The 25,252-nt window shown below is 69.7% G+C and carries 23 protein-coding genes and 1 pseudogene; 19 read left to right on the top strand and 5 right to left on the bottom strand.

The features are described 5' to 3' along the window. Window positions 1-25: 25 nt before the first annotated feature. Together SSP08S_RS10335 and SSP08S_RS10330 are read right to left on the bottom strand one after the other, a co-directional pair. Window positions 26-796, bottom strand: a complete 771-nt coding sequence (locus tag SSP08S_RS10335; protein WP_019067511.1) for a DeoR/GlpR family DNA-binding transcription regulator — start codon at window positions 794-796, stop codon at window positions 26-28. A 296-nt stretch (window positions 797-1,092) separates the two neighbouring features. After that, window positions 1,093-1,917, bottom strand: a complete 825-nt coding sequence (locus tag SSP08S_RS10330; RefSeq protein ID WP_019067510.1) for an NAD-dependent epimerase/dehydratase family protein — start codon at window positions 1,915-1,917, stop codon at window positions 1,093-1,095. A gap of 229 nt (window positions 1,918-2,146) precedes the next feature. On the opposite strand from SSP08S_RS10330, the gene SSP08S_RS10325 reads away from it, so the two are divergent. Beyond that, on the top strand, window positions 2,147-3,112 hold the full coding sequence (locus tag SSP08S_RS10325; protein WP_019067509.1) for a 5-dehydro-4-deoxyglucarate dehydratase: 966 nt from the start codon (window positions 2,147-2,149) through the stop codon (window positions 3,110-3,112). Then, entirely contained in the window at window positions 3,109-4,272 is a 1,164-nt protein-coding gene (locus tag SSP08S_RS10320; RefSeq protein WP_019067508.1) for a hypothetical protein, read from the top strand. Before SSP08S_RS10325 ends, SSP08S_RS10320 begins: the two co-directional genes overlap by 4 nt. A 332-nt stretch (window positions 4,273-4,604) precedes the next feature. On the opposite strand, the pseudogene SSP08S_RS55145 reads toward SSP08S_RS10320, so the two are convergent. Further along, window positions 4,605-5,759, bottom strand: a pseudogene (locus SSP08S_RS55145) (MFS transporter); the annotation flags it as partial. A 143-nt stretch (window positions 5,760-5,902) separates the two neighbouring features. On the opposite strand from SSP08S_RS55145, the gene SSP08S_RS10310 reads away from it, so the two are divergent. Continuing rightward, complete coding sequence (locus SSP08S_RS10310; RefSeq protein WP_019067506.1) at window positions 5,903-6,328, top strand: DUF6010 family protein; 426 nt, start codon at window positions 5,903-5,905, stop codon at window positions 6,326-6,328. Window positions 6,329-6,352: 24 nt separating this feature from the next. After that, complete coding sequence (locus SSP08S_RS10305) at window positions 6,353-6,940, top strand: TIGR03086 family metal-binding protein (protein WP_019067505.1); 588 nt, start codon at window positions 6,353-6,355, stop codon at window positions 6,938-6,940. Window positions 6,941-7,150: 210 nt separating this feature from the next. Here SSP08S_RS10305 and SSP08S_RS10300 read toward each other — a convergent pair whose 3' ends face one another. Further along, complete coding sequence (locus SSP08S_RS10300) at window positions 7,151-7,744, bottom strand: HD domain-containing protein (RefSeq protein WP_019067504.1); 594 nt, start codon at window positions 7,742-7,744, stop codon at window positions 7,151-7,153. Window positions 7,745-7,853: 109 nt separating this feature from the next. On the opposite strand from SSP08S_RS10300, the gene SSP08S_RS10295 reads away from it, so the two are divergent. From SSP08S_RS10295 to SSP08S_RS10225, 15 genes are all read left to right on the top strand, one after another. Continuing rightward, the gene (locus SSP08S_RS10295) at window positions 7,854-8,603 is read left to right on the top strand and encodes an MBL fold metallo-hydrolase (RefSeq protein ID WP_026178362.1); all 750 of its coding nucleotides are present in this window, start codon (window positions 7,854-7,856) and stop codon (window positions 8,601-8,603) included. A 147-nt stretch (window positions 8,604-8,750) separates the two neighbouring features. After that, complete coding sequence (locus SSP08S_RS10290; RefSeq protein WP_019067502.1) at window positions 8,751-9,443, top strand: GntR family transcriptional regulator; 693 nt, start codon at window positions 8,751-8,753, stop codon at window positions 9,441-9,443. Further along, a complete protein-coding gene (locus SSP08S_RS10285) occupies window positions 9,440-10,348 on the top strand; it encodes a dihydrodipicolinate synthase family protein (RefSeq protein WP_019067501.1) in 909 nt (302 codons plus the stop codon). The genes SSP08S_RS10290 and SSP08S_RS10285 overlap by 4 nt, the downstream gene beginning before the upstream one ends. After that, complete coding sequence (araD, locus tag SSP08S_RS10280; protein ID WP_026178361.1) at window positions 10,336-12,066, top strand: L-arabinonate dehydratase; 1,731 nt, start codon at window positions 10,336-10,338, stop codon at window positions 12,064-12,066. The genes SSP08S_RS10285 and araD overlap by 13 nt, the downstream gene beginning before the upstream one ends. Window positions 12,067-12,139: 73 nt before the next feature. Then, the gene (locus SSP08S_RS10275; RefSeq protein WP_019067499.1) at window positions 12,140-13,075 is read left to right on the top strand and encodes a carbohydrate ABC transporter permease; all 936 of its coding nucleotides are present in this window, start codon (window positions 12,140-12,142) and stop codon (window positions 13,073-13,075) included. Beyond that, window positions 13,072-13,956, top strand: coding sequence for a carbohydrate ABC transporter permease (locus tag SSP08S_RS10270; protein WP_019067498.1), 885 nt, complete (start codon window positions 13,072-13,074; stop codon window positions 13,954-13,956). The genes SSP08S_RS10275 and SSP08S_RS10270 overlap by 4 nt, the downstream gene beginning before the upstream one ends. A 49-nt stretch (window positions 13,957-14,005) precedes the next feature. Further along, window positions 14,006-15,175 (top strand): Gfo/Idh/MocA family protein, encoded by a 1,170-nt coding sequence (locus tag SSP08S_RS10265; protein ID WP_019067497.1) that lies wholly within the window; start codon window positions 14,006-14,008, stop codon window positions 15,173-15,175. Next, a complete protein-coding gene (locus SSP08S_RS10260) occupies window positions 15,175-16,020 on the top strand; it encodes a DUF6807 domain-containing protein (protein WP_019067496.1) in 846 nt (281 codons plus the stop codon). The genes SSP08S_RS10265 and SSP08S_RS10260 overlap by 1 nt, the downstream gene beginning before the upstream one ends. Then, window positions 16,017-17,528 carry a glycoside hydrolase family 43 protein gene (locus SSP08S_RS10255; RefSeq protein WP_019067495.1) on the top strand — a complete coding sequence of 504 codons (1,512 nt, stop codon included), beginning with the start codon at window positions 16,017-16,019 and terminating at the stop codon, window positions 17,526-17,528. Before SSP08S_RS10260 ends, SSP08S_RS10255 begins: the two co-directional genes overlap by 4 nt. A gap of 117 nt (window positions 17,529-17,645) precedes the next feature. Beyond that, a complete protein-coding gene (locus SSP08S_RS10250) occupies window positions 17,646-18,983 on the top strand; it encodes an ABC transporter substrate-binding protein (RefSeq protein ID WP_019067494.1) in 1,338 nt (445 codons plus the stop codon). Window positions 18,984-19,081: 98 nt separating this feature from the next. Continuing rightward, on the top strand, window positions 19,082-19,870 hold the full coding sequence (locus SSP08S_RS10245) for a rhamnogalacturonan acetylesterase (RefSeq protein ID WP_026178360.1): 789 nt from the start codon (window positions 19,082-19,084) through the stop codon (window positions 19,868-19,870). Between the two features lie 17 nt (window positions 19,871-19,887). Next, a complete protein-coding gene (locus SSP08S_RS10240; RefSeq protein WP_019067492.1) occupies window positions 19,888-21,198 on the top strand; it encodes a pectate lyase family protein in 1,311 nt (436 codons plus the stop codon). A 56-nt stretch (window positions 21,199-21,254) separates the two neighbouring features. Beyond that, a complete protein-coding gene (locus SSP08S_RS10235; protein WP_019067491.1) occupies window positions 21,255-22,418 on the top strand; it encodes a pectinesterase family protein in 1,164 nt (387 codons plus the stop codon). 2 nt (window positions 22,419-22,420) lie between these two features. Further along, window positions 22,421-23,443, top strand: a complete 1,023-nt coding sequence (locus SSP08S_RS10230; RefSeq protein WP_026178359.1) for a pectinesterase family protein — start codon at window positions 22,421-22,423, stop codon at window positions 23,441-23,443. 43 nt (window positions 23,444-23,486) lie between these two features. Further along, complete coding sequence (locus SSP08S_RS10225) at window positions 23,487-24,599, top strand: right-handed parallel beta-helix repeat-containing protein (protein ID WP_019067489.1); 1,113 nt, start codon at window positions 23,487-23,489, stop codon at window positions 24,597-24,599. Between the two features lie 170 nt (window positions 24,600-24,769). On the opposite strand, the gene SSP08S_RS58180 is transcribed toward SSP08S_RS10225, so the two are convergent. After that, window positions 24,770-25,237: a hypothetical protein gene (locus SSP08S_RS58180; protein ID WP_019067488.1), complete on the bottom strand. Its 468-nt coding sequence runs from the start codon at window positions 25,235-25,237 to the stop codon at window positions 24,770-24,772. Between the last annotated feature and the right edge of the window lie 15 nt (window positions 25,238-25,252).

The raw sequence follows: 25,252 nt of genomic DNA, 5'->3' as shown, positions 1-25,252 counted from the left end.
CTCGGTTGGAATTTCAAACGGCGTGCTAGACGCGGATGACCTGTGGCCCCAGAAGTGAGTACCGGTGGGCTTCGGCCGACGGGAGCAGCGTGCTCGTGACGATCGTCTCCAGGGCGCCGATCTCGGCGAACCTGCAGAAGCTGACCGCTCCGAACTTGGTGTGCACACCGGCGAACACGGTGCGCCGGGCGGCGCGGATGGCCTGAGCCTTGACCTCGCTGACGGCGGGGTCGGGCGTGGTCAGGCCGTGTTCGCGGGAGATGCCGTTGGCGCCGATGAAGGCGAGGTCGAGGACGAAGCCGGCGAGCATCTTCGTCGTCCAGTGGTCGACGGTGGCCAGGGTGCCGTGCCGGACCCGGCCGCCGAGCAGCAGCACCGAGGTGTTCTCGGACTCGGCGAGCACGCCCGCGACCGGCAGGGACGCGGTGACCACGGTCAGCGGCCGGTCCCTGGGCAGCGCCTCGGCGATGAGCTGGGGGGTGAAGCCCTCGTCGACGAAGACCGTCTCGGCGTCCCCGAGCAGCTCGGCCGCGGCGACCGCGATCCGGCGCTTCTCCGGGACATGGCTGGTGGCGCGGAAGGCGAGCGTCGTCTCGAAACCGGCGCTCTCCACGGGGTAGGCCCCGCCATGGGTCCTGCGGACCAGCCCGTGGTCCTCCAGGGCGCGCAGATCCCGCCGTACGGTCTCCTTGGCCACGCCCAGCTCGGCGGCGAGCGCGGTGACGTCGACCGAGCCGGTGCGGCGCGCGGCTCGTACGATCTCGCGCTGACGTTCTTCCGCCGAACTCGTCCCCATGGCCGACACCGCCTTCCCGCTCACCTGGAGTACTGCCCGTTCGGGCCTGGTGGGACCCTTGGGGGAAGTTCTACAGCGGGTGCGCGGCACTGACCAGGCCTGTTGCACGCCCGATGCTGCCCGTATGCGACCGTTTACCGCGCGCCGTGCCCGTCGCGGACCTGCGCCGCTGTCCGCCGGGGCGTGAGATCGGGCAGCGTCCGCGCCCGAACACGCCGGCGGGCGGGCCCGTTCGGTGCCCGCCCGCCGCCGCGAAGGTGCTTTTCCCGTCAGTACGACCGGATGTACGGCCCGTGTCAGTACGGCCAGATCGGCGGGTCGTTCACGAAGTGGCCGCCGAGGTAGGCGTGCGCCTCGACATCCGGCTGGAGCTCGCCCTGCTCGGCGATCAGCTTCTCGGCGTACGGCTCGGAGTCGTCCCGCGGCTCGTAACCCAGTGCCCGCGCGGTCGACAGGTCCCACCACAGGCGGGTGTTGGCGGAGGAGCCGTAGACGACCGTGTGCCGTACGTCCTCGGCGGTCAGGGCCGCGTGGAAGAGGCGGGCGCCGTCGGCGGGGCTCATCCAGATCGACAGCATGCGCACACTGCTGGGCTCCGGGAAGCAGGAGCCGATGCGCACGGAGACGGTCTCCAGACCGTGCTTGTCCCAGTAGAGCTGCGCGAGGTCCTCGCCGAAGGACTTGGACAGGCCGTAGAAGGTGTCGGGGCGGTGCGGGGTGTCGATCGGGATGAGCACGCTTGAATCAAGAGGTGTGTCGCCCTGCGGCCTCGGGGTGTAGCCCACCGCGTGGTTGGAGGAGGCGAAGACGATACGGGCGACACCCTCCTCGCGGGCGGCCTCGTAGAGGTTGTACGTGCCCTCGATGTTCGACGCGAGGATCTTGTCGAACGAGGCCTCCAGGGAGATGCCGGCGAGGTGGATGATCGCGTCGACGCCCCGCACGGCCTCGCGGAGCGCCGCCCGGTCGGAGAGGTCGGCGGTGATCGCGTCCGGCTCGCCGTCGATCGGGCGCAGATCCAGCAGCCGCAGTTCGTAGCCGTAGGAGGGGAGCAGGTCCCGCATCAGGGTGCCGAGTCCGCCTGCGGCGCCGGTGAGCAGAACGGTGCGGGGAGCGGGCATCCTCGGTCTCCTAGGATCATCGGCTTTATCTGTGAACGTCATTCACATTCATAGACACGCTAAGGATCGTTCACCCTGCCCGTCAAGTGTGGCGTGGACCTGGGAAATCCGCTTCCTTCTTGCTCAATTGCCTGCTTGACCCGCCCTGAGGCAGATCCTTAGGGTGGGGCTGTTCAGAAATGTAGACGTTGATCAGAAGAACGCACGCGCCTGTTTCAAGGGAGAGCCCGTGACGCCAGCCCCTCTCGCCGACCGGCTCAGTATCCCCAGCGGTCCGCTCTTCTTCCCCGTCACCGCGTACGGCCCCGACGGCGCCGTCGACCTCGACGTGTACCGCGCACATGTCCGCCAGGGCGTCGAGGCCGGTGCCGCCGCCGTGTTCGCGTGCTGCGGCACCGGCGAGTTCCACGCGCTGCTGCCCGAGGAGTTCGAGGCGTGCGTGCGCGCCGCCGTGGAGGCGACCGGGGGCCGGGTGCCGGTGGTCGCCGGCGCGGGCTACGGCACCGCGCTCGCCGTACGGTACGCGCGGCTCGCGGAGGCCGCCGGGGCGGACGGGCTGCTCGCCATGCCGCCGTATCTGGTCGTCGCCGGGCAGGAGGGACTGCTGCGGCACTACCGGGAGGTGGCCGCGTCGACCGCGCTGCCCGTCATCGTCTACCAGCGCGACAACGCCGTGTTCACCCCGGCCACGGTCGTCGAACTCGCCCGCACCGACGGCATCATCGGCTTCAAGGACGGCCTCGGCGACCTCGACCTGATGCAGCGGATCGTGAGCACCGTGCGCAGCGAAGTCCCCGGCGACTTCCTGTACTTCAACGGTCTGCCCACCGCCGAACAGACCCAACTCGCCTACCGGGGCATCGGAATCACCCTCTACTCGTCCGCCGTGTTCTGCTTCGTCCCCGAGCTCGCGCTCGCCTTCCACCGGGCCCTCGCGACCGGCGACGACACCACGGCGAACCGCCTCCTGGACGGCTTCTACCGGCCGTTCGTCGAACTGCGCGCCCAGGGACGCGGTTACGCGGTCTCGCTGGTCAAGGCGGGCGTGCGGATGCGCGGTCTGGACGTCGGCGAGGTCCGTCCGCCGCTCACGGAACCGACCGAGGACCATCTCAAACAGCTGGCCCAACTCATCGAGCGCGGCCACACGTTGATCGATACGCTGACCGGGACGTCGATCGAGGAGGACGCGTGAAGGCATCGGCGTTCGTCTATCCCTGGGACGTCAACGGCGACCCCGAGGCGGGCGGCAGGATCGCCGAACTCGGAGTCCAGCAGGCGACCTTGGCCTCCGCGTACCACTCCACGCGCGCGCTGACCCCCCGTCACCCGCGCCACCGCGTCGTCACCGCCGAGCACGCCGCCGTCCTGTATCCGCCGGACTCCCGTTGGCAGGGGCGGGAGTTGAGGCCGTACGCGGCCGGCGACTGGGCGCCGGGCGATGCCTACGGGGAGGCCGCCGCCGCCCTCGCGGACGCGGGCCTGGAGGTGCACACCTGGGTCGTACTCGCCCACAACTCCCGGCTGGGCGCCGAACATCCGGACACCTCGGTGGTCAACGCCTACGGCGACCGCTACCCCTGGGCACCCTGTATCGCCCAGCCCGCCACGCGCGCGTACCTCGTCGACCTCGCCGCCGAGGCGGCCGTACGCCCCGGCGCGCACGGCACCGAACTGGAGTCCCTGGGCTGGTACGGCCTCGCCCATCTGCACGCCCACGACAAGACCGGCGGAATCCCCCTCGGGGACGCGGGCCAGTACCTGATGTCCCTGTGCTTCTGCCCGACCTGTCGGGAGGGCTACGGCGAACAGGGGCTCGACGCCGAGGAGTTGGCGGCGGTCGTACGGGCCGCGCTGGAACCGGCGTGGCAGGGGGCGCCCTCCGACGGCGGCTGGGCAGGCGTCGAGAAACTCCTCGGCGAGGCCAACGCGACGGCCACGCGCGCGTGGCGCGACGACAGGGCCCGCACACTCCAGGAGACCGCGGTCACCGCGGTCCGGGCCGCCGCACCCGCCGACTTCCAGGTCCTCCTGCACGCGGACCCGGAGTCGTACCACTGCGGAGCCAACGCCGGCGTGGACCCCCGGCACATCCTCTCCGTGGCCGACGGCGTGGTCGTCCCCTGCACGGGCGGCGCGGGCCTGCTGACCCCGTTCGCCGAACAGGGCCCGGACGGCCGGGTGCTGGCGGCCAACTTCACGGTGGTCTCCGGAATGGGCGGCCGCCCGGGAGCACTCGCGGCGGACGCGACACGCGCACGAGGCCTCGGTGCGACGGAACTGCGGCTGTATCACGCGGGGTTGGCGTCGGACGGGGACTTGGCGGAGGTGCGGTCGGCGCTGGCCGGGCTCTGATCGGGGGACGCGGCGCTTGCGGGTGAGATCGGGGGCGCGCTGCTCGTCGGTGGCGTCGGGGACGCGCTGCTCGCGGGCGGCGCCGGAGGTGTGTTCTTCGCGGGCGATGCCGGGGACGCGCCTTTCGTGAACGGCGCCGCCCTCCTCCTGCACAGAGCCAGGGCCGCGCGCCTGCCAGGCGGCGCCGGGGACGTTCGCTTTCCAGGCGGCCTCGGGGACGCGCCTCTCCCGAACAGCGCCCTGGTCGCCCTCCTCGCGAAGAGCGCCGGCGCCGCCCCCCTCCCGAGCAGCGCCGAGAATCCACCCGTCCCGACCAGCCCCAGCCACATCCCCGTCGAGACCAACGCCAGCCCGACCGTCATCAACACCACCCGGAAGTCCGCCAGTTCGACCAGTGCCGCCCCCGCCGCCAACCCGATCACGTTCGGGGTGAAGAGCAGGGTGTTGGCGGTGGCCGTCGCCCGGCCCAGCAGCGGACCCGGCAACTCCCGCTGCACCGCGGTGAACACGGCGATCAGTACGCAGGGGAGCCCCAGGCCGACCGCCGTGCCGCCCGTGAGGACCGCCGGGTCGGACGGCACCGCCCGTGCGGCCACCCCGACCGCTGCGAGGGCGATCCCGGCGGCTCCGAAGCGGCGCTCGCCGAGCCGTCGTAGCGCGGGACCGGAGACCAGGCCGACCGCGACCGAGCCGATGCCCTGGGCGACGTACAGCACCCCCGTGTAGGCGGGCGCGTGCCCCAGGGACTCGACGATCGCGTAGTTCGTCGAACTGCTGAGGGAGGCGAGGAACATCATGGTCCCGCCCGCCACGACCAGTCGGCGCAGCCCGGGACGTGCCCACAACTCGCGGACGCCCTCGGCGGTTTGGGCCCGCCAGTCGCCGGCGGGGCGCTGCGGCCGCTCCTCGTGCGCGCGCACGAACAGCCACAGGCCCGCCGCCAGCGCGAACGTCGCCGCGTCAAGACAGGCCACCGAGGGCCCGCCGAACGCGGCGTACAGACCCGCGCCCGTCAGCGGCGCGACCAGCTTCATGCCCTCCACGGCCGTCATCCGCAGCCCGTTGAAGTCGCCGAGGAGATCCCGGTCCACCACGGCGGCGACAAGGGCCGACTCGGCGGGGTCCTGGACGACGACGAGGGTGCCGTAGACGAGCAGGACCGTGAACAGGAGCCACAGGTCGGCGCGGGAGTCGACGGCGAAGAGGGTGAGGAGGAGGGCGGCCAGGGCGAGGTTCGTGCGGATCAGCAGAGGTTTGCGGCGGACGCGGTCGGCGATCGTGCCGAGGGCCGGGCCGCACAGGGTCGGCGCCCAGACCGCGAACATACACAGCGCGGCCAGACCGTTCGAGCCGCTGAGGTCCTTCACCCACACGCCGGCCGCCAGCCCCAGCGCGGACGTGCCGAAGGCGGACACCACCAGCCCCGTGAAGTACAGCCCCGCGTTGCGGTCCCGGAGGATGCGAGTAACCGTCCAGTTCTTCGTCATGCCTGGTCATCGTGGGTCTAAGGCGGAGGGTGCGGCATCGGGCAGGTGCCCTAGAAACGCGTCGCGCGGCGCGGGCGGGAATCCGTCGCAAGCTGTCGGCAATACCCCTGGGGCGTCGCGCGGGACGGTTCTGGCGTCGCCGCATGCGCTACCTCATGCCGATCGTCATCGGCCTCCTCTACGTGCTGGTCATGTCCCTCGTCCCCGAGGCGCACCGGCGGCGCCTCAACGCCGTGACGGTCGCCGGCGCGGGCGCCGCGTATCTCGGCGGAGGCGGCCTGGGCGGCTGGGAGTTCGCGTTCACCGCGGTCGCCACGTACGTCGCCTACCGCGGCCTGGAATCGTGGACCTGGATCGGCGTCGGCTGGCTGCTGTACACCGGGTGGGACACCGTGCACCACCTCAAGGGGCACCCGATCGTCCCGTTCGCCCACGACTCCTCACTCGGCTGCGCGATCTGCGACCCGGTGATCGCGCTGTGGTGTCTGCGCCAGGGGCCGTCCGCGTGGGAACTGATCCGGGGCCGGGCGATGAGTTCCCGGACCGCCGTCGGTCTACCTCCTGAGTGAGACCGATCTCCGGAAGGGAAGCGCATGTCCGACAGCATCTTCGACCTCGGCCCGCAGACCCGTGTCGTCGCCCGGCTCGTGGAGGGCGTCACCGACGAGCAGCTCAGAGATGTGACCCCGTGCCCCGGCACCGCCGTGCGCAACATGCTGGGACACCTGCTCGGCCTGTCCGTGGCCTTCCGCGACGCCGCGCGCAAGGACCTGGGCGTCCTGACGGACACCGCACCGGACAGCGCCGCATCCGACATCGGGCCCGGCTGGCGCGAGGAGTTCCCCAAGATCCTCGACGGACTCGCCGAGGCCTGGCGCGACCCGGCGGCCTGGACCGGCATGACCCGCGCGGGCGGCATCGACCTCCCCGGCGAGATCGCCGCCGCCGTCGTGGCCGACGAACTGGTCGTCCACGGCTGGGACCTGGCCCGCGCCACCGGCCAGCCCTACGACCCCGACCCCACCGCGCTCCAGGCCTCGTACACCTTCCTGCTCGCGGCGGCCGAGGACCCGACCGGCGGCGGAGGCATCTTCGGACCGGTGGTTCCGGTACCGGCGGACGCACCGCTCCTGGACCGGGCGGTCGGCCTCAGCGGACGGGACCCGGGCTGGAAGCCGTAGCCCAGCGCCTTCAGCCGTGGACCGGAGTCCTCAGCCGTAGCCCAGCGCCTTCAGCTGTGGACCAGCGCCTTCAGCCGTGGCCCCGGCGCCTTCAGCCGTGGCCCCGGCGCCTTCAGTCGTGGACCGGCACACTCAGTCGTGACCGGCGCCTTCAGCCGTGGCCCAGCACCCTCAGTCGTGGACCGGCACCCACACCCGTAGACCGGCGTCTCAGCCGTGAACCGGGAACGACGCCTGGAACGCCAGCCGTTCGTCCGCCCCGTCCCCGATGCGGGCGAGGACCTCGTCGAGCGCCATGAACTCCTCCCACACCGCCCGGCCGCTCGCTCCGGCCAGCCGGGCCACGACGAGATCCTCCAGCTCGGGGACCCGCTTGTTCTTCCACACCTTGTCGGCGAGGCTCACCAGGAGGTCCTCCAACCCGACATCCGGCCGTGCCCACGAGGCGTGCGTCGCGGCGAAGCGGGCCAGCTCCGGGGCGACACCGTGGGCCAGCAGCAGGGTCCGTCCCGCCTCCTCGTGCGCGGCCCCGGGCCCGGAGAGCTCGGAGACGTGCACCGTCTTGCCCATGTCGTGTGTCGCCGCCCCGAAGAGCACCGCCTCGCGGTCGAGGGACAGGGCCGGGCAGCGCTGCTCCACCCAGTCGACCAGCTGGTGCGCGACGTCATGGACGGCCCGCAGATGAGCCGCCAGCCGCGGCGGGCTGCCCAGCTCCGACAGGAGTTCGACGACCCGGTCCGGCAGCGGCAGCAGCGGGGTGTCGACGGTGCCGCTCATCGCCCTGGACAAGGGAGTGTTGGCCATCACCGCGTCAGGGTACTGACCGCGGCATCCTCGCCCCCGGTGGGCCGGGCGTGGCGAAAGGTCCCGAACTGTGAGTGCCGCGGGCCCCGGAACCGTACTCTTCCCCGACATGCCTCTCAGTCTCACGATCCTCGGCACCGCCTCCCCGCATCCACGTCCCGGCCGCCCCTGCTCCGGGTACCTGCTGCGCGGCGGCGGCGCCGAGGTGTGGGTGGACGCGGGCACCGGAACGTTCGCGGAGTTGCAGCGGCACACCGACCCGGCGCGGCTCACCGCGATCTGGATCTCGCACCTGCACGCCGACCACAGCGCCGATCTCCTCGCCGCCGCCTACGCGTTCGCCTTCGGCGGGATGACCCCGGCCGCCCCGATCCCGCTCTACGCCCCGCAGGACTGCGCCCGCCGCCTCGCCGGCTTCTTCGGACAGCCGGACGTGCGGTTCCTGAGCGGCGTTTTCGACTTCCGCCCGCTCTACGACGGCCACGCCGTCCGGCACTGGAACCTGCGCCTCACCGCACGCGCCGTCGTCCACGACAGCGAGGCGTACGGGCTGCGCGCCGAGTGCCAGGGGAGTGTCCTCGGCTACTCCGGGGACAGCGGACCCTGCGAGGCGCTGTCCGAACTCGCGGGCGGCGCCGACGTGTTCCTCTGCGAGGCCGACATCGACCGGCATCGCGAAGGCGAACGGCAATTCCATCTCACGCCCGAGGACGCCGCCGCCTGCGCCAAGGGCGCGCGCGAACTCCTCATCACCCACGTGGGACCCACCCTCACGAGGGAGGCGGCGCTGGAGCGCGCCGCCGCGATCTTCCCCGGCCGGACCTCGGCCGCACTCGAAGGCGTCACCAAGACCATGTGAAGCGCGACGATGCATCAAGACCGTGTGAAGCGCTTTCTAGTTCTTCTGTCAGAAGCATTGACGAAACACAGGGCCGCTCCTACCTTCAACGCGTCGTACTTCGTACGTCATATATGAGACGCGATATGTGAGATCCGAGAGGCGCGCATGACCTCTGTGCCCACGCCGATCCCGTCCCGCACGCAGTTCGTGCTGGAAGGGATCAAACACCGCATCCTCACCGGGCAGTTGACGCCGGGTCAGCCACTGGTCGAGACCGAACTCGCCGCACAGTTCGGGGTGTCCAAGACCCCGGTGCGCGAGGCGCTCAAGACCCTGGCCGGCACCGGACTCGTCGTGATGAACCAGTACAAGGGCGTCACGGTGCGCATGGTGGACGCGGACATGGCGCGCGAGGTGTACGACGTCCGGCTGCTCCTCGAACCCGAGGCGCTCCGGCGGGCCGTACGACTGGGCGCCTCCCTGGACGCCGCCCGTGAGGCGCTGACCCGCGCCGACGAGGCCGGCGACACCGCCGAACGCTCCCTCGCCAACCGGGAGTTCCACCGCGCCCTGTACCTGCCGTGCGGCAACCCGCTGCTCGGCCGGATGCTCGACGAGGTCCGCGACCAGGCCGCCCTGGTCTCCGCCGTCGCCTGGGCCGCCTCGCCCTCCTGGGAACGGGAGGCCGGCGAACACCGCGAGATCCTGCGGCTCGCCCTCGACGGCGACGCGGACGCCGCGGCGACCGCACTGCACGCCCACATCGCGTCGTTCGTGCAACGGGCCTTCCCCGGCACCGAGTTGGGACAGGGGCCCGGCACCGGGACGGGAACCCAGGGAGAGGAAGGTCAGGCATGACAGCGGCGTTCGAGGCCCAACGGGCCGCCCTGGCCGACGTGGTGGCGATCCCGGTGACCCCGTTCGCCGCCGACGGCACCGTCGACCAGGACACCCACCGGACTCTCCTGCGCCGCCTGCTCGACGGCGGGATCGGCATCCTGACGCCGAACGGGAACACCGGCGAGTTCTACGCCCTCACCCCTCAAGAACGCCGGCTCGTAACGGAGTTGACCCTCGACGAGGTGGGCGCACGCGCCGCCGTCCTCGTCGGCGTAGGCCACGACGTGCCCACCGCCATTGCCTCCGCGCGGCACGCCCGCGACCACGGTGCCCAGATGGTGATGGTCCATCAGCCCGTCCACCCCTACGTCTCGCAGGGCGGCTGGGTCGACTACCACCGCGCGATCGCCGAGGCCGTGCCCGACCTGGGTGTCGTCCCGTACATCCGCAACGCCCAACTCCTCGGTGCCCGCCTCGCCGAACTCGCCGACGACTGCCCGAACGTCATCGGCGTCAAGTACGCCGTCCCCGACGCGGCCCGCTTCGCCGCCTTCGCCCGGGACGCGGGCCTCGAACGCTTCGTGTGGGTGGCCGGTCTTGCCGAACCGTACGCCCCCTCCTACTTCTCGGCGGGCGCCACCGGCTTCACCTCGGGACTGGTGAACGTCGCCCCGTCCGTCTCGCTGAACATGATCGAAGCGCTTCGATCGGGGGACTATCCCGGGGCGATGAAGGTGTGGGAACAGATCCGCCGATTCGAGGAACTAAGGGCCGCAAACGGCTCCGCGAACAACGTCACGATCGTGAAGGAAGCGCTTGCGTCCCTCGGCCTGTGCCGCCGTGACGTACGGCCCCCCAGCAAGGCCCTGCCCGAGAGCGAGCGCGCCGAGGTCGCCGCGATAGCCGCCGGATGGTCCATATGAAGGCACCGGAAGAGCTCAGAAGCCACCAGTGGTACGGCACCGACGGGCTGCGCTCCTTCAGTCACCGGGCCCGCACCCGTCAGCTCGGCTACCTCCCCGAGGAACACCTCGGCAAGCCCGTCATCGCGATCCTCAACACCTGGTCGGACATCAATCCCTGTCATGTGCACCTCCGTGACCGCGCCCAGGCGGTCAAACGGGGCGTGTGGCAGGCGGGCGGCTTCCCCCTCGAATTCCCGGTCTCCACACTCAGTGAGACCTTCCAGAAGCCGACCCCGATGCTCTACCGCAACATGCTCGCGATGGAGACCGAGGAGCTGCTGCGGTCGTATCCCGTCGACGGCGCCGTCCTGATGGGCGGCTGCGACAAGTCGACCCCCGCGCTCCTCATGGGGGCCGCCAGCGTCGACCTGCCCACCGTCTTCGTCCCCGCCGGGCCGATGCTGCCGGGCCACTGGCGCAACGAGATCCTTGGCTCCGGCACCGACATGTGGAAGTACTGGGACGACAAGCGGGCCGGCCTCATCGGCGACTGCGAGCTGACGGAGTTGGAGAGCGGCCTGGCGCGGTCTCCCGGGCACTGCATGACCATGGGGACGGCGTCCACGCTGACGGCCGCCGCCGAGGCGCTGGGTGTGACCGTGCCGGGCGCGTCGAGCATTCCCGCCGTGGACTCGGGGCACGATCGGATGGCCGCGCAATCCGGCATGAGGATTGTTGAACAAGTCCACAAGGGACGTGGTCTCTCGTCGATCCTCACTCAGGACGCCTTCGAGGACGCGGTCACCACCGTCCTCGGCCTCGGCGGCTCCACCAACGCCGTGATCCACCTGATCGCCATGGCCGGCCGCGCGGGCGTCCGCCTCACGCTCGACGACTTCGACCGCATCGCCCGCACGGTCCCGGTCCTGGCGAACGTACGCCCGGGCGGACGGACGTACCTCATGGAGGACTTCCACTTCGCCGGCGGCCTGCCCGGCTTCCTCTCCCGGATCACCGACCTGCTCCACCTCGACCGCCCGACCGTCTCCCACGACACCCTGCGCGAACAGCTCGAAGGCGCGAGGGTGCACAACGACGACGTCATACGACCCCGCGACAACCCGGTGGCAAGCGAAGGCGGAGTCGCCGTCCTGCGCGGCAACCTCTGCCCGGACGGCGCCGTCATCAAGCACATCGCCGCGGAACCGCACCTGCTCAAGCACACCGGCCCCGCGGTCGTCTTCGACGACTACCGGACCATGCAACGCACCATCAACGACCCGGAGTTGGACATCACCGCCGACAGCGTGCTGGTGCTGCGCAACGCGGGCCCCAAGGGCGGCCCCGGCATGCCCGAGTACGGCATGCTCCCGCTCCCCGACCACCTCCTCAAGCAGGGCGTCCGGGACATGGTCCGTATCTCCGACGCCCGGATGAGCGGGACGAGTTACGGCGCGTGCGTGCTGCACATCGCGCCCGAGTCGTACGTCGGCGGACCACTGGCGCTCGTACGGACCGGGGACACCATCACCCTGGACGTCGAGGCGCGCACCCTCCAACTCAACGTGGACGACGAGGAGTTGGCGCGACGCAGGGCGGAGTGGACACCGCCGCCCGCACGGTACGAGCGCGGCTACGGCGCGCTCTACAACGACCAGATCACCCAGGCGGACACCGGCTGCGACTTCGAGTTCCTGGCCCGGCCGGGCAAGGTGCCGGACCCGTACGCCGGTTGAGTACCTCCGCCTGCCCATCGAGCAAGCGCTTCCTGCACCTGCTGCACCCGCCCCACTGGAACGGAGAACAGTCATGGCCCAAGCCGCAGCCGTGGCGAAACCGCCCGCGCCACCCCGGCGGCGCCGTGCCTCCGCGACCCCGCGCAGGCTCCCGTATCTGCTGATCGCCCCGGCCGCGCTGCTCATGCTGGGCTTCATCGCCTACCCGGTCATCAGCGTCTTCTACTACAGCCTGCAGAACTACAACCCCACCAAACCGTGGCGCAACGGCTTCGCGGGCCTCGACAACTTCACCCACGCCTTCACCCAAGACCCCCAGTTCTGGGACACGTTGACCTTCAGCGCCAAGTGGGTCGTCGTAGAGGTCGGCCTCCAACTCCTCTTCGGACTGGCCCTCGCGCTGATCGTCAACCAGACCTTCGTGGGCCGGTCCATCGGCCGCGCTCTGGTGTTCTCCCCGTGGGCCGTGTCAGGCGTGCTGACCTCCGCGATCTGGGTGCTGCTCTACAACTCGCAGACGGGCGTGACCCGTTATCTCGCGGACATGGGAATCGGCCAGTACGGCACGAGTTGGCTCTCCGACCCCTCAACCGTCTTCTCGGCGGCGGTCGTTGCGGACCTCTGGCGGGGCGTCCCCTTCTTCGCGATCCTCATCCTCGCCGACCTCCAGTCCGTGTCGAAGGACCTCTACGAGGCCGCCGAGGTGGACGGCGCGAGCCGCTTCAAGCAGTTCCTGCACATCACGCTCCCGCACCTCAAGGACGCGATCGTCCTCTCCACCCTGCTGCGCGCGGTGTGGGAGTTCAACAACGTCGACCTCCTCTACACCCTGACCGGCGGCGGCCCGGCCGGCGAGACGACCACGCTCCCGCTCTATGTCGCCAACACCAGCGTCGAAGCACACAACTTCGGCTACGCGTCGGCCCTCACCACGGTCGCGTTCGTGATCCTGCTGTTCTTCTCGATCGTCTATCTGCGCCTGAGCAAGTTCGGAGGCGGCGACAAGTGATCACCGAGATCGCCCCGGCCCGCGAGCGGGAGTCCACCGCACCACAGCAACCGCGCAAGGCCCGCCGCGCCTGGGACGAGGTCCCGCGCTGGCAGCTCTACGTCCCCCTCGGCATCTACCTCGTCTTCACCCTGATCCCCTTCTACTGGATCCTGCTCTTCGCGTTCCGCCCGGCCGGCTCGACCTCCCTCGTGCCCTGGCCGATGACGCTCGACCACTTCCAGAAGGTGTGGACCGAACGCAGCTTCGGCGTCTACTTCCAGAACAGCGTCTACGTCGGCGTCGCCACCCTGGTCCTCACCACGGTCGTCGCCCTGGCCGGCGGCTACGCGCTCGCCCGCTTCGAGTTCAGGATCAAGCGCACCTTCATGCTGGCCCTGCTCTGCTCCCAATTCGTTCCGGGCGCACTGCTGTTGGTCCCGCTGTTCCAGATCTTCGCCAAGCTCCAGATGATCAACTCACTCGGCAGCGTCATCATCGCGGAGACCGTCTTCCAGCTACCGCTGTCGATGATCCTCATCAGCGGCTTCATCCGGAACGTCCCGCAGTCCCTGGAAGAGGCAGCCTGGGTCGACGGCTGCAACCGCTTCGCCGCGTTCCGCATCGTGGTCCTCCCGCTGCTGCGGCCCGGCCTGATCGCCGTCGGCTCCTTCGCCTTCGTGCACGCCTGGAACCACTTCCTCTTCGCCCTGATGTTCCTCTCCGACCAGAGCAAGCAGACCATCCCGGTCGGCCTCAACACCCTGATGAGCGCGGACAGCGTCGACCTCGGCGCGCTCGCCGCAGGCGGCATCGTCGCGGCCGTACCCGTGGTGATCGTCTTCGCCTTCATCCAGAAGTGGCTGATCACCGGCTTCAGCGCGGGGGCGGTGAAGGGATGAGGCAACCGCTTACCCTGCTGGCGAAGATCGTCGACGCAGGGAGAATCCCATGACCCGCCCGAGCGGTGCCACGACCGTTTCCACACCCGTCCCCGTCGTCCTCGCCGGCGCCCGCGGCCACGGCCGCTGGCACGTCGAGAACATCCGCCGGCTCCAGGACAAGGGACTCGTACGCCTCGTCGGCATCTGCGAGCTGACTCCGCTGACCGAGGAGGAGTTCGGCGCCGAACTCCCGGCGCAGTCACCGGACTTCGGCGCACTCCTCGACTCCACCGGCGCCCAGGTGGCCGTGGTCTGCACCCCGATCCCGACCCACACGGACCTCGCCCTCGCCGCCGCGAAGCGGGGTGTGCACCTGCTGCTGGAGAAGCCGCCCGCGCCCTCGTACGCCGAGTTCCGCCGGATGGCCGACGGGGTCGCCGCGGCCGGGGTGGTCTGCCAGATCGGGTTCCAGTCGCTCGGCTCGCACGCCGTACCCGCGATCCGCGAGCTGATCGCCAAGGGCACCATCGGCACCCTGACCGGGGTCGGCGGGGCCGGTGCCTGGGCGCGCGACGAGGCGTACTACCAGCGGGCCCCCTGGGCGGGCAAGCGTCGCCTCAACGGCGTCGACGTGATCGACGGCGCGCTGACCAACCCCCTCGCGCACGCCGTCGCCACCGCCCTCGCCCTCAACGGCACGACCCGCGCCGAGGACGTCGTCCGCATCGAGACCGAACTCGTGCGTGCCAACGACATCGAGTCCGACGACACCTCCTGCGTCCGCGTCACCACGGTCCAGGGCCGCCCGGTCACCGTCGCGGTGACCCTGTGCGCCGAACACCCCGGCGATCCATATGTGTTGGTGCACGGCAGCGAGGGCCGGATCACCTACTGGTACAAGCAGGACCGCGTCCTGCTCCAGCGGGCGGGCCACGGCCCGGAGGAGTTCGAGTACGGCAGCACGGACCTGTTGGAGAACCTGGTCGCCCATCTCGTCGACGGCGAAGCCCTGTTGGTCGAACCGGACGCGACGGGCGCCTTCATGAAGGTCGTCGAAGCGATCCGCCAGGCCTCCGACCCGGCCCAACTTCCCACCAGCGCCTGGCACTTGATCCCCACCGAGAACCGCCGGGTCGTCCCCGGCATCGACGCCCTGGTCACGGCGGCGGCCGACACCCTCGCCCTCTACTCCGAGCTGGGCGCCCCCTGGGCCCCACCGAAAGAGGTGAGCACCTGATGATCACCCATGACACACCGGTGCTGCGCGTCGCGGGCCGCCCGGTCGCCCGGTACGTCACCAGGCCCGAGCTGCCCGCCCGGCTCTCCCCACGCCCGTATCTGCACCCCGTAACCACCTTGTCCGGTACGGCGGTCACCGAACTGAGCCCCGTCGACCACACCCACCACCTCGGCGTCGGTGTCGCCGTTCCCGACGTCGAGGGGCACAACTTCTGGGGCGGCCGGACGTACGTCCGCGACGAGGGGCCGACCGAACTGGACAACCACGGCGCCCAACGCCACTCCGCCTTCCAGCTCCGCGACCCCGACGGCTTCGTCGAGGAACTCCGCTGGGTGGCCTCCGGCGCCGAGCTGCTACGCGAACGCCGTACGGTCGCCGCCACCGAACTCACCGACACCGCCTGGGCGTTGGACTTCACCTTCTCCCTCACGAACGCGACGCCCGAACCCCTGTCGATCGGCAGCCCCGCCACCAACGGCCGCCCAGGAGCCGCGTACGGCGGGTTCTTCTGGCGGGCCCGCAAGGAGGCGGAGACCCCGCACGTCTTCACCGCCGACCGCGAGGGCGAACCGGCCGTCCACGGCACCCGCGCCGACTGGCTGGCCCTCGCCGGCTCCGGCTGGACGCTGGTCTTCGCCGGTGCCACGGACCGTTCCCGCCAGGACCCGTGGTTCGTCCGCACCGCCGAATACCCGGGCGTGGGCTCGTCGTTGGCGTTCGACGAACGGCTGCCGATCCCGCCCGGCGACACGGTCGTACGGCGCATCGTCACCGTCGTCGCGGACGGCAGCCTGGACCGGGGCGAGGCAGCGGTCCTGGTGCGGAAGGCGGTCGGCCAGTGACCCCCGAGACGTACACCAACCCCGTACTGAACGCCGACTGGTCCGACCCGGACGTCATCCGCGTCGGCGACGACTTCTACCTCACCGCGTCCAGCTTCGGTCGCGTACCCGGTCTGCCGCTGCTGCACTCCCGCGACCTGGTGAACTGGACCCTGGTCGGCCATGCCCTGCAACGCCTCGAGCCAGCAGGGGAGTTCAGGACCCCACGGCACGACTGCGGTGTCTGGGCTCCCGCGTTGAGGTACCACGACGAACGCTTCTGGATCTTCTGGGGCGACCCCGACCAGGGCATCTTCCAGATCAACGCCCCCGAGATACGCGGCCCTTGGACCCGCCCCCACCTCCTCAAGGAGGGCAAGGGCCTGATCGACCCGTGCCCCTTGTGGGACGAGGACAACGACGAGGCCTACCTCGTCCACGCCTGGGCCAAGTCCCGCGCGGGCATCAACAACCGCCTCACCGGCCACCGTATGCACCCCGACGGCACGACCCTGCTCGACGACGGCAAGGTGATCGTAGACGCGGACCACCTCCCCGGCTGGTTCACCCTGGAGGGCCCCAAGGTCCACCGCCACGACGGCTGGTTCTGGATCCTCGCGCCCGCAGGGGGAGTCGAGACCGGCTGGCAGGGCGCGTTCCGCTCGCGCGGCTTCTTCGGACCGTACGAGGAGAAGGTCGTCCTGGAGCAGAAGGACACCGAGGTCAACGGCCCCCACCAGGGCGCGTGGGTGCGCACCCCGTCCGGCGAGGACTGGTTCCTGCACTTCCAACAGCGCGGTGCTTACGGCCGAGTTGTGCACCTCCAGCCGATGAGCTGGGGCGACGGAGACTGGCCGGTCATCGGCGACGCGGGCGCCCCCGTAGCCGTACACCGGAGACCGGATCTCCCGCCGCAGCCGCCCGCCGCGCCCGCCACCGACGACGACTTCCCCGGCGGACGGTACGGCCGCCAGTGGCAGTGGACGGCGAACCCGCAGGACGGCTGGGCCACCCACCACTCGGGCGACGGCCTACGACTCACCTGCGCCCGCTCCGCCGAGGCACACGACCTGCGCAGGCTTCCCAACCTCCTCACCCAGCGACTGCCCGGCGCGCCTGTCGCGGTCGAGGTGGAACTGCGTCTCCACAGCGAGGAGTTGGGTGCGCGCGCCGGACTGGCCGTGCTGGGTGACGCGTACAGCTGGATCGGACTCCAGCGGGGCGCGGACGGGCTGGTGCGATTCGTGCACCGCTTCGCCGAGCCGGTCGCCGAGCGGGAACGGGACGCGGGGGAGTCCTGCCTCGCACCGGAAGGCCGGGTCCGGCTGCGGATCGAGATCGGTGCCGGGGCGCGGTGCCGCTTCTTCTACGACGTCGGGGACGGGCCGCGGCCGAGCGGTCAGGTCTTCGCCGCCACCCCTTGGCGCTGGGTCGGGGCCCTGCTCGGGCTCTTCGCGCTCGCGCCCGCCGGCACGGGACATGCCGGCGCGGCCGTGTTCACGCGGTTCCGGATCAGTTCTCTCCATTAACTCGCCCTGCCCGTACGCCTGTTGGGAGTCGCAATGACGCACCTCCGTAGCAAGCGCTTGCCGGTCGCTGCCAGTGACCTCGTCACCCCGTTGGATCCACAAGAAGAGAGCCGACCTATGAAGACCAGCATCCGCAGAAGCCGGCGGGCCGCGATGGCCGTCGCCCTGGGCTCCGTGCTCGCGCTGACCGCCACCGCCTGCGGAGACGACGGCAGTGGCGGAGCGGGGGACAAGGGCGACGAGGGCTCCGGCAAGGGCACGATCACCTTCTGGGACAACAACGGCGGTGTCCGTACCGACATCTGGAAGCAGATCATCGCGGACTTCGAGAAGAAGAACCCCGACATCAAGGTCAAGTACGTCGGGATACCGGCCGCGAGCGCCCAGTCGAAGTACGACACCGCGATCCAGGGCGGCGGGTTGCCCGACGTCGGCGGGGTGGGGACCGCGGTGCTCGCCGAGGTCGCGGTGCAGGGGGCGCTTGAGCCGTTGGACAGTCGGCTCAAGTCCAGTTCTCTGAACGGAAAGTTGAGCCAGAACCTGCTCGACGTCAGCAAGTCCGCCGGTGGCGGGGACACGCTGTACCAGATTCCGACCTCCGCCAACAACGGCACGCTGTGGTACCGCACGGACCTCTTCAAGGCGGCCGGTCTTGACGCGCCGACCACCTGGTCGAAGTTCTACGCAGCCGCCGACAAGCTCACCGACAAGGCCAAGAACAAGTTCGGCTTCACCATTCGGGGCGGTGAGGGTTCCATCGCGCCCGCCCTCGACGCGGTGTACGGGCAGACCGGGATCACCTCGTTCTGGAACGGCGACAAGACGACGGTCAACGACCCGAAGAATGTTGCCGCGTTGGCGAAGTACGTGAGCCTGTTCAAGAAGGACACTCCGTCCGCCGACCTCAACAACGACTTCACCAAGATGGTCGCGCAGTGGGACAGCGGCACGATCGGGATGCTCAGTCACAACCTCGGGTCGTATCAGGACCATCTGAAGGCGCTGGGCGCGGACAAGTTCAAGGGCATTCCCAATCCGACGCTGGACGACGGCACGCGTGTGCAGATCTCCAACCCCGTTGACGGGCTGAGTCTGTTCAAGTCCAGCAAGAACAAGGACGCGGCGTGGAAGTTCATCGAGTTCGCGGTGTCCGCGGCGGAGAACTCCAAGTTCAACGAGTCTGCGGGGCAGGTGCCGGCGAACACGGATGCGGCTCGCTCCGCGTGGATTCAGAAGTCTGAGCCTACGCAGTTGGCGGCTGAGGCGCTCAATGGGGCCGACACGAAGATTGTGCAGTTGCCGTACTACCTGCCGGACTGGAACACGATCTCCAAGGCCGACAATGAGCCGAATTTCCAGAAGCTGTTGCTGGGGAAGGTGACGGCGAAGGAGTTTCTGGACACGTTGGCCGACCAGTTGAATGCGGCGCAGGCGGATTGGAAGAAGAACCACTGAGATCGGGTGGTTTCGGTTTGTGGGGGGCTGCGGGCCGGTGGGGGCTGGTCGCGCAGTTCCCCGCGCCCCTAAAAGACAAAGCCGGAAGGTGAGCCATCGTGCCTCTTACCCGCAGACAGATCGCCCTTGCTGGTCTTGCTGCTGTTCCCTTAGGAGTCGGTCGGCAAAAGGGCCGTACTCTCTACATCGCCGGTGATTCCACCGCCGCCCAGAAGTACTCCACCGAAGCCCCGGAAACCGGGTGGGGAATGGCCCTTCCCTTCTTTCTCCGCAAAGAGGTGGAGGTCTCCAATCAGGCCGTCAACGGCCGGAGTTCGAAGAGTTTCGTCGACGAAGGGCGGCTGGACGCGATCCTCGCCGCCGTCCGGCCCGGTGATCTTCTGCTCGTCCAGTTCGCGCACAACGACGAGAAGATCGCCGATCCGACCCGCTACACCGAGCCCTGGACGACGTACCAGGACTATCTGCGGCTCTACCTCGACGGCGCCCGCAGCCGTGGTGCCCGGCCCGTGCTCGCCACACCCGTCGAGCGCCGCAGGTTCGACGCCGACGGCAACGCCGTTCCCACGCACGGCGATTACCCGGCGGCGATGCGTGCGCTCGCCCAGGAGGAGCGGGTCGCGCTGCTCGACGTCGAGGCCTTGTCGCTGGCGTTGTGGCAGCGGCTCGGGGTCGAGGAGACGAAGGTCTACTTCAACTGGACCGACACAGAGCAGGACAACACGCACTTCAATCCGCCCGGTGCGATCGCCGTGGCGCGGCTCGTGGCGCGGGAGTTGGCGCGTACCCGGGTGCTCGCGCCGCGTGATGTGGTCCGGCTGCGCGACGAGATTCCCACGTCCTGGATCACCTGGCCCGAGGCGACGGACGCCTCGGACGTCCTCTGAGCAAGGAGACCCGTACAGTGCATTCCTTTATATGTCATGGACGCGTCATAGCTTCGCTGGTCGGGTGCACGGCGCTCGCTCTCGCTCTCACCGGCACCACCGCCCAGGCCCATCCGCGCAGCCTCGCCCGCGAGACCCTCGGCGCCGGTGACGGCTGGGCCTCCTACGGCACCGGCACCAGCGGCGGGGCCGCCGCCACCCCCGACCACGTCTACACCGTCTCCAACTGGGCTGATTTCAAGGCCGCGTTGGCCGCCGGCGGCACCGCGCCGAAGGTCATCAGAGTCAAGGGGATCATCGACGCCAACGCCGAGGGCTGCGACTCCTTCGCCGCGCCCGGCTACGACTTCGCGCAGTACCTCGCCACCTACGACCCCGCCGTCTGGGGCTACGACCAGAACCTCGACAACGAGCCGGCCGACAGCCCTGAGGGGCTTCGCCGGGTGTCGGCCGCCAACCAGAACACCGCCATCAAGGCGTTCGTGCCCGCCAACACCACCATCATCGGCATCGGCAAGAACGCGGGGTTCAAGGGCGCCAGCCTGCAGATCACGGCCGTCGACAACGTCATCGTCCGCAACCTCGCCTTCGAGAGCCCGCTCGACTGCTTCCCGCAGTGGGACCCGACCGACGGCGACACCGGCAACTGGAACTCCGAGTACGACAGCGCCGTCATCTACGGCTCCACCCATGTGTGGCTGGACCACAACACGTTCACCGACGGCGCCCACCCGGACAGCTCACTGCCCACCTACTACGGGCGGATCTTCGAGCAGCACGACGGCGAACTCGACATCGTCAAGGGCGCCGACTACGTCACCGCCTCCTGGAACGTCTTCTCCGACCACGACAAGACGATCCTCATCGGCAACAGCGACAGCGCTTCGACTGCCGCTGTCGACCGGGGGCATCTGAAGGTCACGCTCCACCACAACCTGTTCGCCAACCTCGTCGAGCGCGCGCCCCGCGTCCGGTTCGGTCAAGTGGACTCCTACAACAACCACTTCGTCGCCGAGCCCGGATACGGCTACAGCTACGGCATCGGCCTGGAGTCCCAACTCGTCGCGGAGCACAACGCGTTCACCGTTCCGGCCGGCATCTCCGAGGCCACCATCCTCAAGAAGTGGTCCGAGGCGCCGCTCACCGCCGACGACAACTACGTCAACGGCGAGCTCACCGACCTGATCGCCGTCCACAACGCCGGTGTGCCCAGCGAGATCCTCCAGTCCGGCGCGGGCTGGACCCCGACCCTGCGCACGAAGGTCGACCCCGCGCGGGCCGTGCCGTTCCTCGTCGACCACAACGCCGGTGCGGGCCGCCTGCGCTGACCCCTCGTCGTCTCGCCATCCCGCCATCCCGCCATCTCGTCATAAGGAGCACCCGCATGCCCTTGCACGAGCACCTCCAACGCCCGCTGTCCAGACGGGGGTTCCTCGCGGCGGGCACCGTCGCCACGGGCGCCGCGCTCGGCCTCACTTCCGCCCCCGCCCGGGCCGCCACCCGGCCCCGCCCGTTCGGCCGCTACGGCTCACCGGCCGTGCGCCTCACCCCGCTCACCCTGTACGTCGACCCGTACGGCCGGGGCGACTTCACCACCGTCCAGGCCGCCGTCACCGCCGCGACCGGCGCCGGGTACACCCTGGTCATCGCCCCCGGCGTCTACCGCGAGACGGTCACCGTCGGCGTCACCGACCCGGCGACCGGCCAACTCACCGACGCGGCAAGCGAGATGACCTGGCTCGGCGCCGACGACGACCCGCGTGCCGTCGTCATCGTCTACGACCACGCCAACGGGACCCAGAAACCCGACGGTTCGGGTACCTACGGCACCTCCGGCTCGGCCACCACCCTCATCCGCACCGACGGGTTCACCGCCCGCCGCATCACCTTCGCCAACGACTGGCTGCGCGCCGAGCACCCCGACATCACCGGCACGCAGGCGGTCGCCATCAAGGTGCAGGGCGACCGTTCGGCGTTCTTCGACTGCCGCTTCCTCGGGCACCAAGACACCCTGTACGCCGACTCGTCGGCCCTCGGCGTCTTCGCCCGGCAGTACTACGCGCGCTGCTACGTCGAGGGAGACGTCGACTTCGTCTTCGGGCGGGCGACGGCCGTCTACGACCACTGCCACTTCCGCACCCTGAACCGCACCGACCTCGCGACGGCACCGTACGGCTTCGTCTTCGCGCCCTCCACGGCGGTCGCCAACCCGCGCGGATACCTGGTGACGCACAGCCGTGTGAGCAGCCAAGCCCCGGACGGCTACTACAAGTTGGCCCGCCCCTGGGTGCCCGGCTCGGACACCACCGCCCGTCCCATGCTCACCGTGCGGGAGACGGCGCTCGGTGCGGGGATCGACGCGGTGGCGCCGTACACCAACATGTCCGACACCTATCCCTGGCAGAGCCAGCGGTTCGCCGAGTACCGCAACACGGGCCCCGGTGCGCTGATCGGGGTCCCGGAGAACCGGCCCCAACTCACCGCCGAACAGGCCGAGTCGGCGACACGAGAGGTCTATCTCGGCGACTGGAAGCCGGGGCGGAGATGACCCTGCGCAGACGCACACTCCTGACGGGGATCGCCGGGGGACTGGTGGCCGCCGGCGCGGCACCGGCTGTCGCTCTCGACCGTCGTCGTGTCCTGCACGTCCGGCCCGGCGACTCGGTGCAGGCGGCGGTGGACGCGGTGGAGGGCACCGGCTGGACGATCGTCGTGCACCCCGGGACGTACAGAGAAGTCATCAACGTGCCTGCGGAGACAGGTGAGTTGACCTTGCGTGGCGCCACCCGCGATCCGCGTGACGTCGTCATCGTCTACGGCAACGCCAACGGGACACAGAGGCCCGACGGTTCGGGGACCTACGGCACGGCGGGCTCCGCGACCTTCACCTCGGCAGCGCCCGGGCTGACTGTTCGGGACCTCACGCTCGCCAACGACTGGCTGCGCGCCGACCATCCGGAGATCACGGGCACGCAGGCGGTGGCCGCGTACGTCACGGGCGACCGTTCGCGGTTCTCACACGTCAGGCTGCTGGCGCACCAGGACACCCTGTTCGTGGACACCTCGGCGCTGGACGCCTTCGACCGGCAGTACTTCTCCCACTGCTACATCGAGGGGGACGTCGACTTCGTCTTCGGTCGGGCCACCGCCGTCTTCGCGGACTGCCACTTCCACACCCTCCAACGGGACGTGGCCTTCACGCCCAAGGGCATGGTCTTCGCCCCCTCCACCGCCCGCGCCAACCCGCACGGCATCCTCGCGGTCCGCTCCCGGATCACCTCCGGTGCCGAGGACGCCGCGTACAAGCTGGCCCGCCCGTGGGTCCCGTCGTACGAGACGACGGCCTGGCCGTCCCTCGTCGTGCGGGACACCCGGATCGGGCCCGGCATCGACCCGGTCGCGCCCTACACGAACATGCGCGACGCCTACCCCTGGCAGTCGATGCGCTTCCACGAGTACCGCAACACGGGCCCGGGCTCCGTGATCACCGTCCCGGAGAACCGGCCCCAACTCACGCCCGCCGAGGCCGCGTTGCACACCCCCGCGACCTATCTCGGCGACTGGCGTCCCTGAAGTCCCCCCATCCGCAAGTGAACGACGAAAGGACCGCACTCCTATGTCTCGTCGTACCGCTCTCACCCTGGCCACGGCCCTGGCGCTCGGCACCGGTCTCGCCGTCCTCCCCACCCAGGCCCAGGCCGCCACGGTCGTCGTCGACACGACCGCCGAACTGACCAGCGCGATCTCAACCGCCACCGCAGGCACGGTCATTCAGGTCCGCGGCGGCACGTACTACCCGACGGCCACCCTCCAGTCCACGACCAACGGCACCTCGTCCTCGCCCGTCACGCTCACCGCGTACGGCTCGGAGACCGTCAAGATCGACGGTTCGTCGCTGCCGTCCGGGTCCTGGATCTTCAAGCTGACCGCCGACTACTGGAACGTCTCCAACATCACTTTCCAGAACTCCCCGGACAGCGCGGTCGTCTGCCAGTCCTGCACCGGCACCAACTGGAACAACGTCAAGACCATCAACGGCGGCGACTCCGGCTTCACGCTCACCGGCGACGGCACCGTCAACAACACGGTCAAGAACCTTGACTCGTACGGCAATTACGACGCCGCCACGCACGGCGAGAACGCGGACGGGGTCGCCATCAAGTTCGGCTCCGGCAGCGGGAACCTCGTCACCGGCGCACGTCTCTACAACAACTCGGACGACGGGATCGACTTCTGGTCCTTCTCCACCCCGGTCACCGTCGAGCACACCTGGTCCTTCGGCAACGGCGTCAACCGCTGGTCCGACTCTGCCTTCGCGGGCGACGGCAACGGCTACAAGCTGGGCGGTGACGGCGAGGTCGTCGCGCACGTCATCAACAACTCGGCGGCCTGGGGCAACGCCGGCAACGGCTTCACCGAGAACTCCAACACCGGTGCCCTGGTCATCAACCGGACCACCGCGTACGCCAACAGCAAGTGGGGCTACTACTTCGCCACCAGCTCCGCCAAGCTCGGCAAGAACCTCGCGGTGAGCAACGGCGGCGGCTCGGTCACCAAGGGCTCCGCGGTCACGTCGGCCGGCAACAACTGGGACTCCGGCATCTCCACCCCGTCCTTCGTCTCCACGGACGCGTCGACGACGTACAACGCCCGTTCGTCGAGCGGCACTTTGCCGGCGACGACGTTCCTGACGACGGGATCCACGACGATCGGCGCGACGATGAACTGACCTGTTCCGCGGGCCCGGTTCGGGAATCCGGGACCGGGCCCATGTCAGCCCCTGTCGCCCCACACGGCCTCCAGATCCTGGCAACGCACCGTGATGCTCGCATCGGTGAGCACGATCTCGTGCACGCAGCCGCCGTCCTCGTCCGGGGGTCAGCCCGTTTCATCGAGCCTTCACCAGTGGGTGAACGGCCGCACCGCGGCGATGTCCGGGCAGGCCAGATCCAGTGCTCGCCTGAAGTCGTGGGCCAGGGTGGCCAACGTGGCCTTCGCCTCTTCTGGCGAGACGGTCTCCGTGCCCGGATCGGGAGTCCAGTCGGTCTCCGTCGTACAGGTGATGACGACCTGTCCGTCGTGCGGAGTGAACGTCACGAGCCGTTCGACTCCCTGGCCGTAGAAGTCGATCTGCGTGGGCTTCCCGTCGCTCAAGGAGGCCATGGCCTCGGGCAGTTGCTCCATGACCGACGAGAGGTCGTAGGAGATGTCGACCGGCCAGGGATCCTGGCCGAAACCCGCGACGTGAAAACGACAGTCCGTCTCCGCCAACAGCTGACATGTGTCCATGACCAGGGACTCGTAGTCCTCGTCGAGCTCGAAGTCGGGCGTCAACGGGGTTTCGCGGGACGGCGGAACCAGACTCATTCGGAATTCCACGGG

Source organism: Streptomyces hokutonensis (assembly GCF_000376565.1).
GTDB classification, from domain to species: Bacteria; Actinomycetota; Actinomycetes; order Streptomycetales; family Streptomycetaceae; genus Streptomyces; species Streptomyces hokutonensis.
Note: the sequence above shows the minus strand (reverse complement) of the source record. Positions and strands in the feature narration are given on the sequence as shown.

Coding starts and splice junctions, on each gene's coding strand:
- SSP08S_RS10295 (WP_026178362.1), top strand. CDS start 7,854: ATGCCTCTCAGTCTCACGATCCTCGGCACCGCCTCCCCGCATCCACGT.
- SSP08S_RS10285 (WP_019067501.1), top strand. CDS start 9,440: ATGACAGCGGCGTTCGAGGCCCAACGGGCCGCCCTGGCCGACGTGGTG.
- SSP08S_RS10275 (WP_019067499.1), top strand. CDS start 12,140: ATGGCCCAAGCCGCAGCCGTGGCGAAACCGCCCGCGCCACCCCGGCGG.
- SSP08S_RS10235 (WP_019067491.1), top strand. CDS start 21,255: ATGCCCTTGCACGAGCACCTCCAACGCCCGCTGTCCAGACGGGGGTTC.
- SSP08S_RS10225 (WP_019067489.1), top strand. CDS start 23,487: ATGTCTCGTCGTACCGCTCTCACCCTGGCCACGGCCCTGGCGCTCGGC.
- SSP08S_RS10330 (WP_019067510.1), bottom strand. CDS start 1,917: ATGCCCGCTCCCCGCACCGTTCTGCTCACCGGCGCCGCAGGCGGACTC.
- SSP08S_RS10265 (WP_019067497.1), top strand. CDS start 14,006: ATGACCCGCCCGAGCGGTGCCACGACCGTTTCCACACCCGTCCCCGTC.
- araD (WP_026178361.1), top strand. CDS start 10,336: ATGGTCCATATGAAGGCACCGGAAGAGCTCAGAAGCCACCAGTGGTAC.
- SSP08S_RS10335 (WP_019067511.1), bottom strand. CDS start 796: ATGGGGACGAGTTCGGCGGAAGAACGTCAGCGCGAGATCGTACGAGCC.
- SSP08S_RS10305 (WP_019067505.1), top strand. CDS start 6,353: ATGTCCGACAGCATCTTCGACCTCGGCCCGCAGACCCGTGTCGTCGCC.
- SSP08S_RS10250 (WP_019067494.1), top strand. CDS start 17,646: ATGAAGACCAGCATCCGCAGAAGCCGGCGGGCCGCGATGGCCGTCGCC.
- SSP08S_RS10260 (WP_019067496.1), top strand. CDS start 15,175: ATGATCACCCATGACACACCGGTGCTGCGCGTCGCGGGCCGCCCGGTC.
- SSP08S_RS58180 (WP_019067488.1), bottom strand. CDS start 25,237: ATGAGTCTGGTTCCGCCGTCCCGCGAAACCCCGTTGACGCCCGACTTC.
- SSP08S_RS10290 (WP_019067502.1), top strand. CDS start 8,751: ATGACCTCTGTGCCCACGCCGATCCCGTCCCGCACGCAGTTCGTGCTG.
- SSP08S_RS10300 (WP_019067504.1), bottom strand. CDS start 7,744: ATGGCCAACACTCCCTTGTCCAGGGCGATGAGCGGCACCGTCGACACC.
- SSP08S_RS10310 (WP_019067506.1), top strand. CDS start 5,903: ATGCGCTACCTCATGCCGATCGTCATCGGCCTCCTCTACGTGCTGGTC.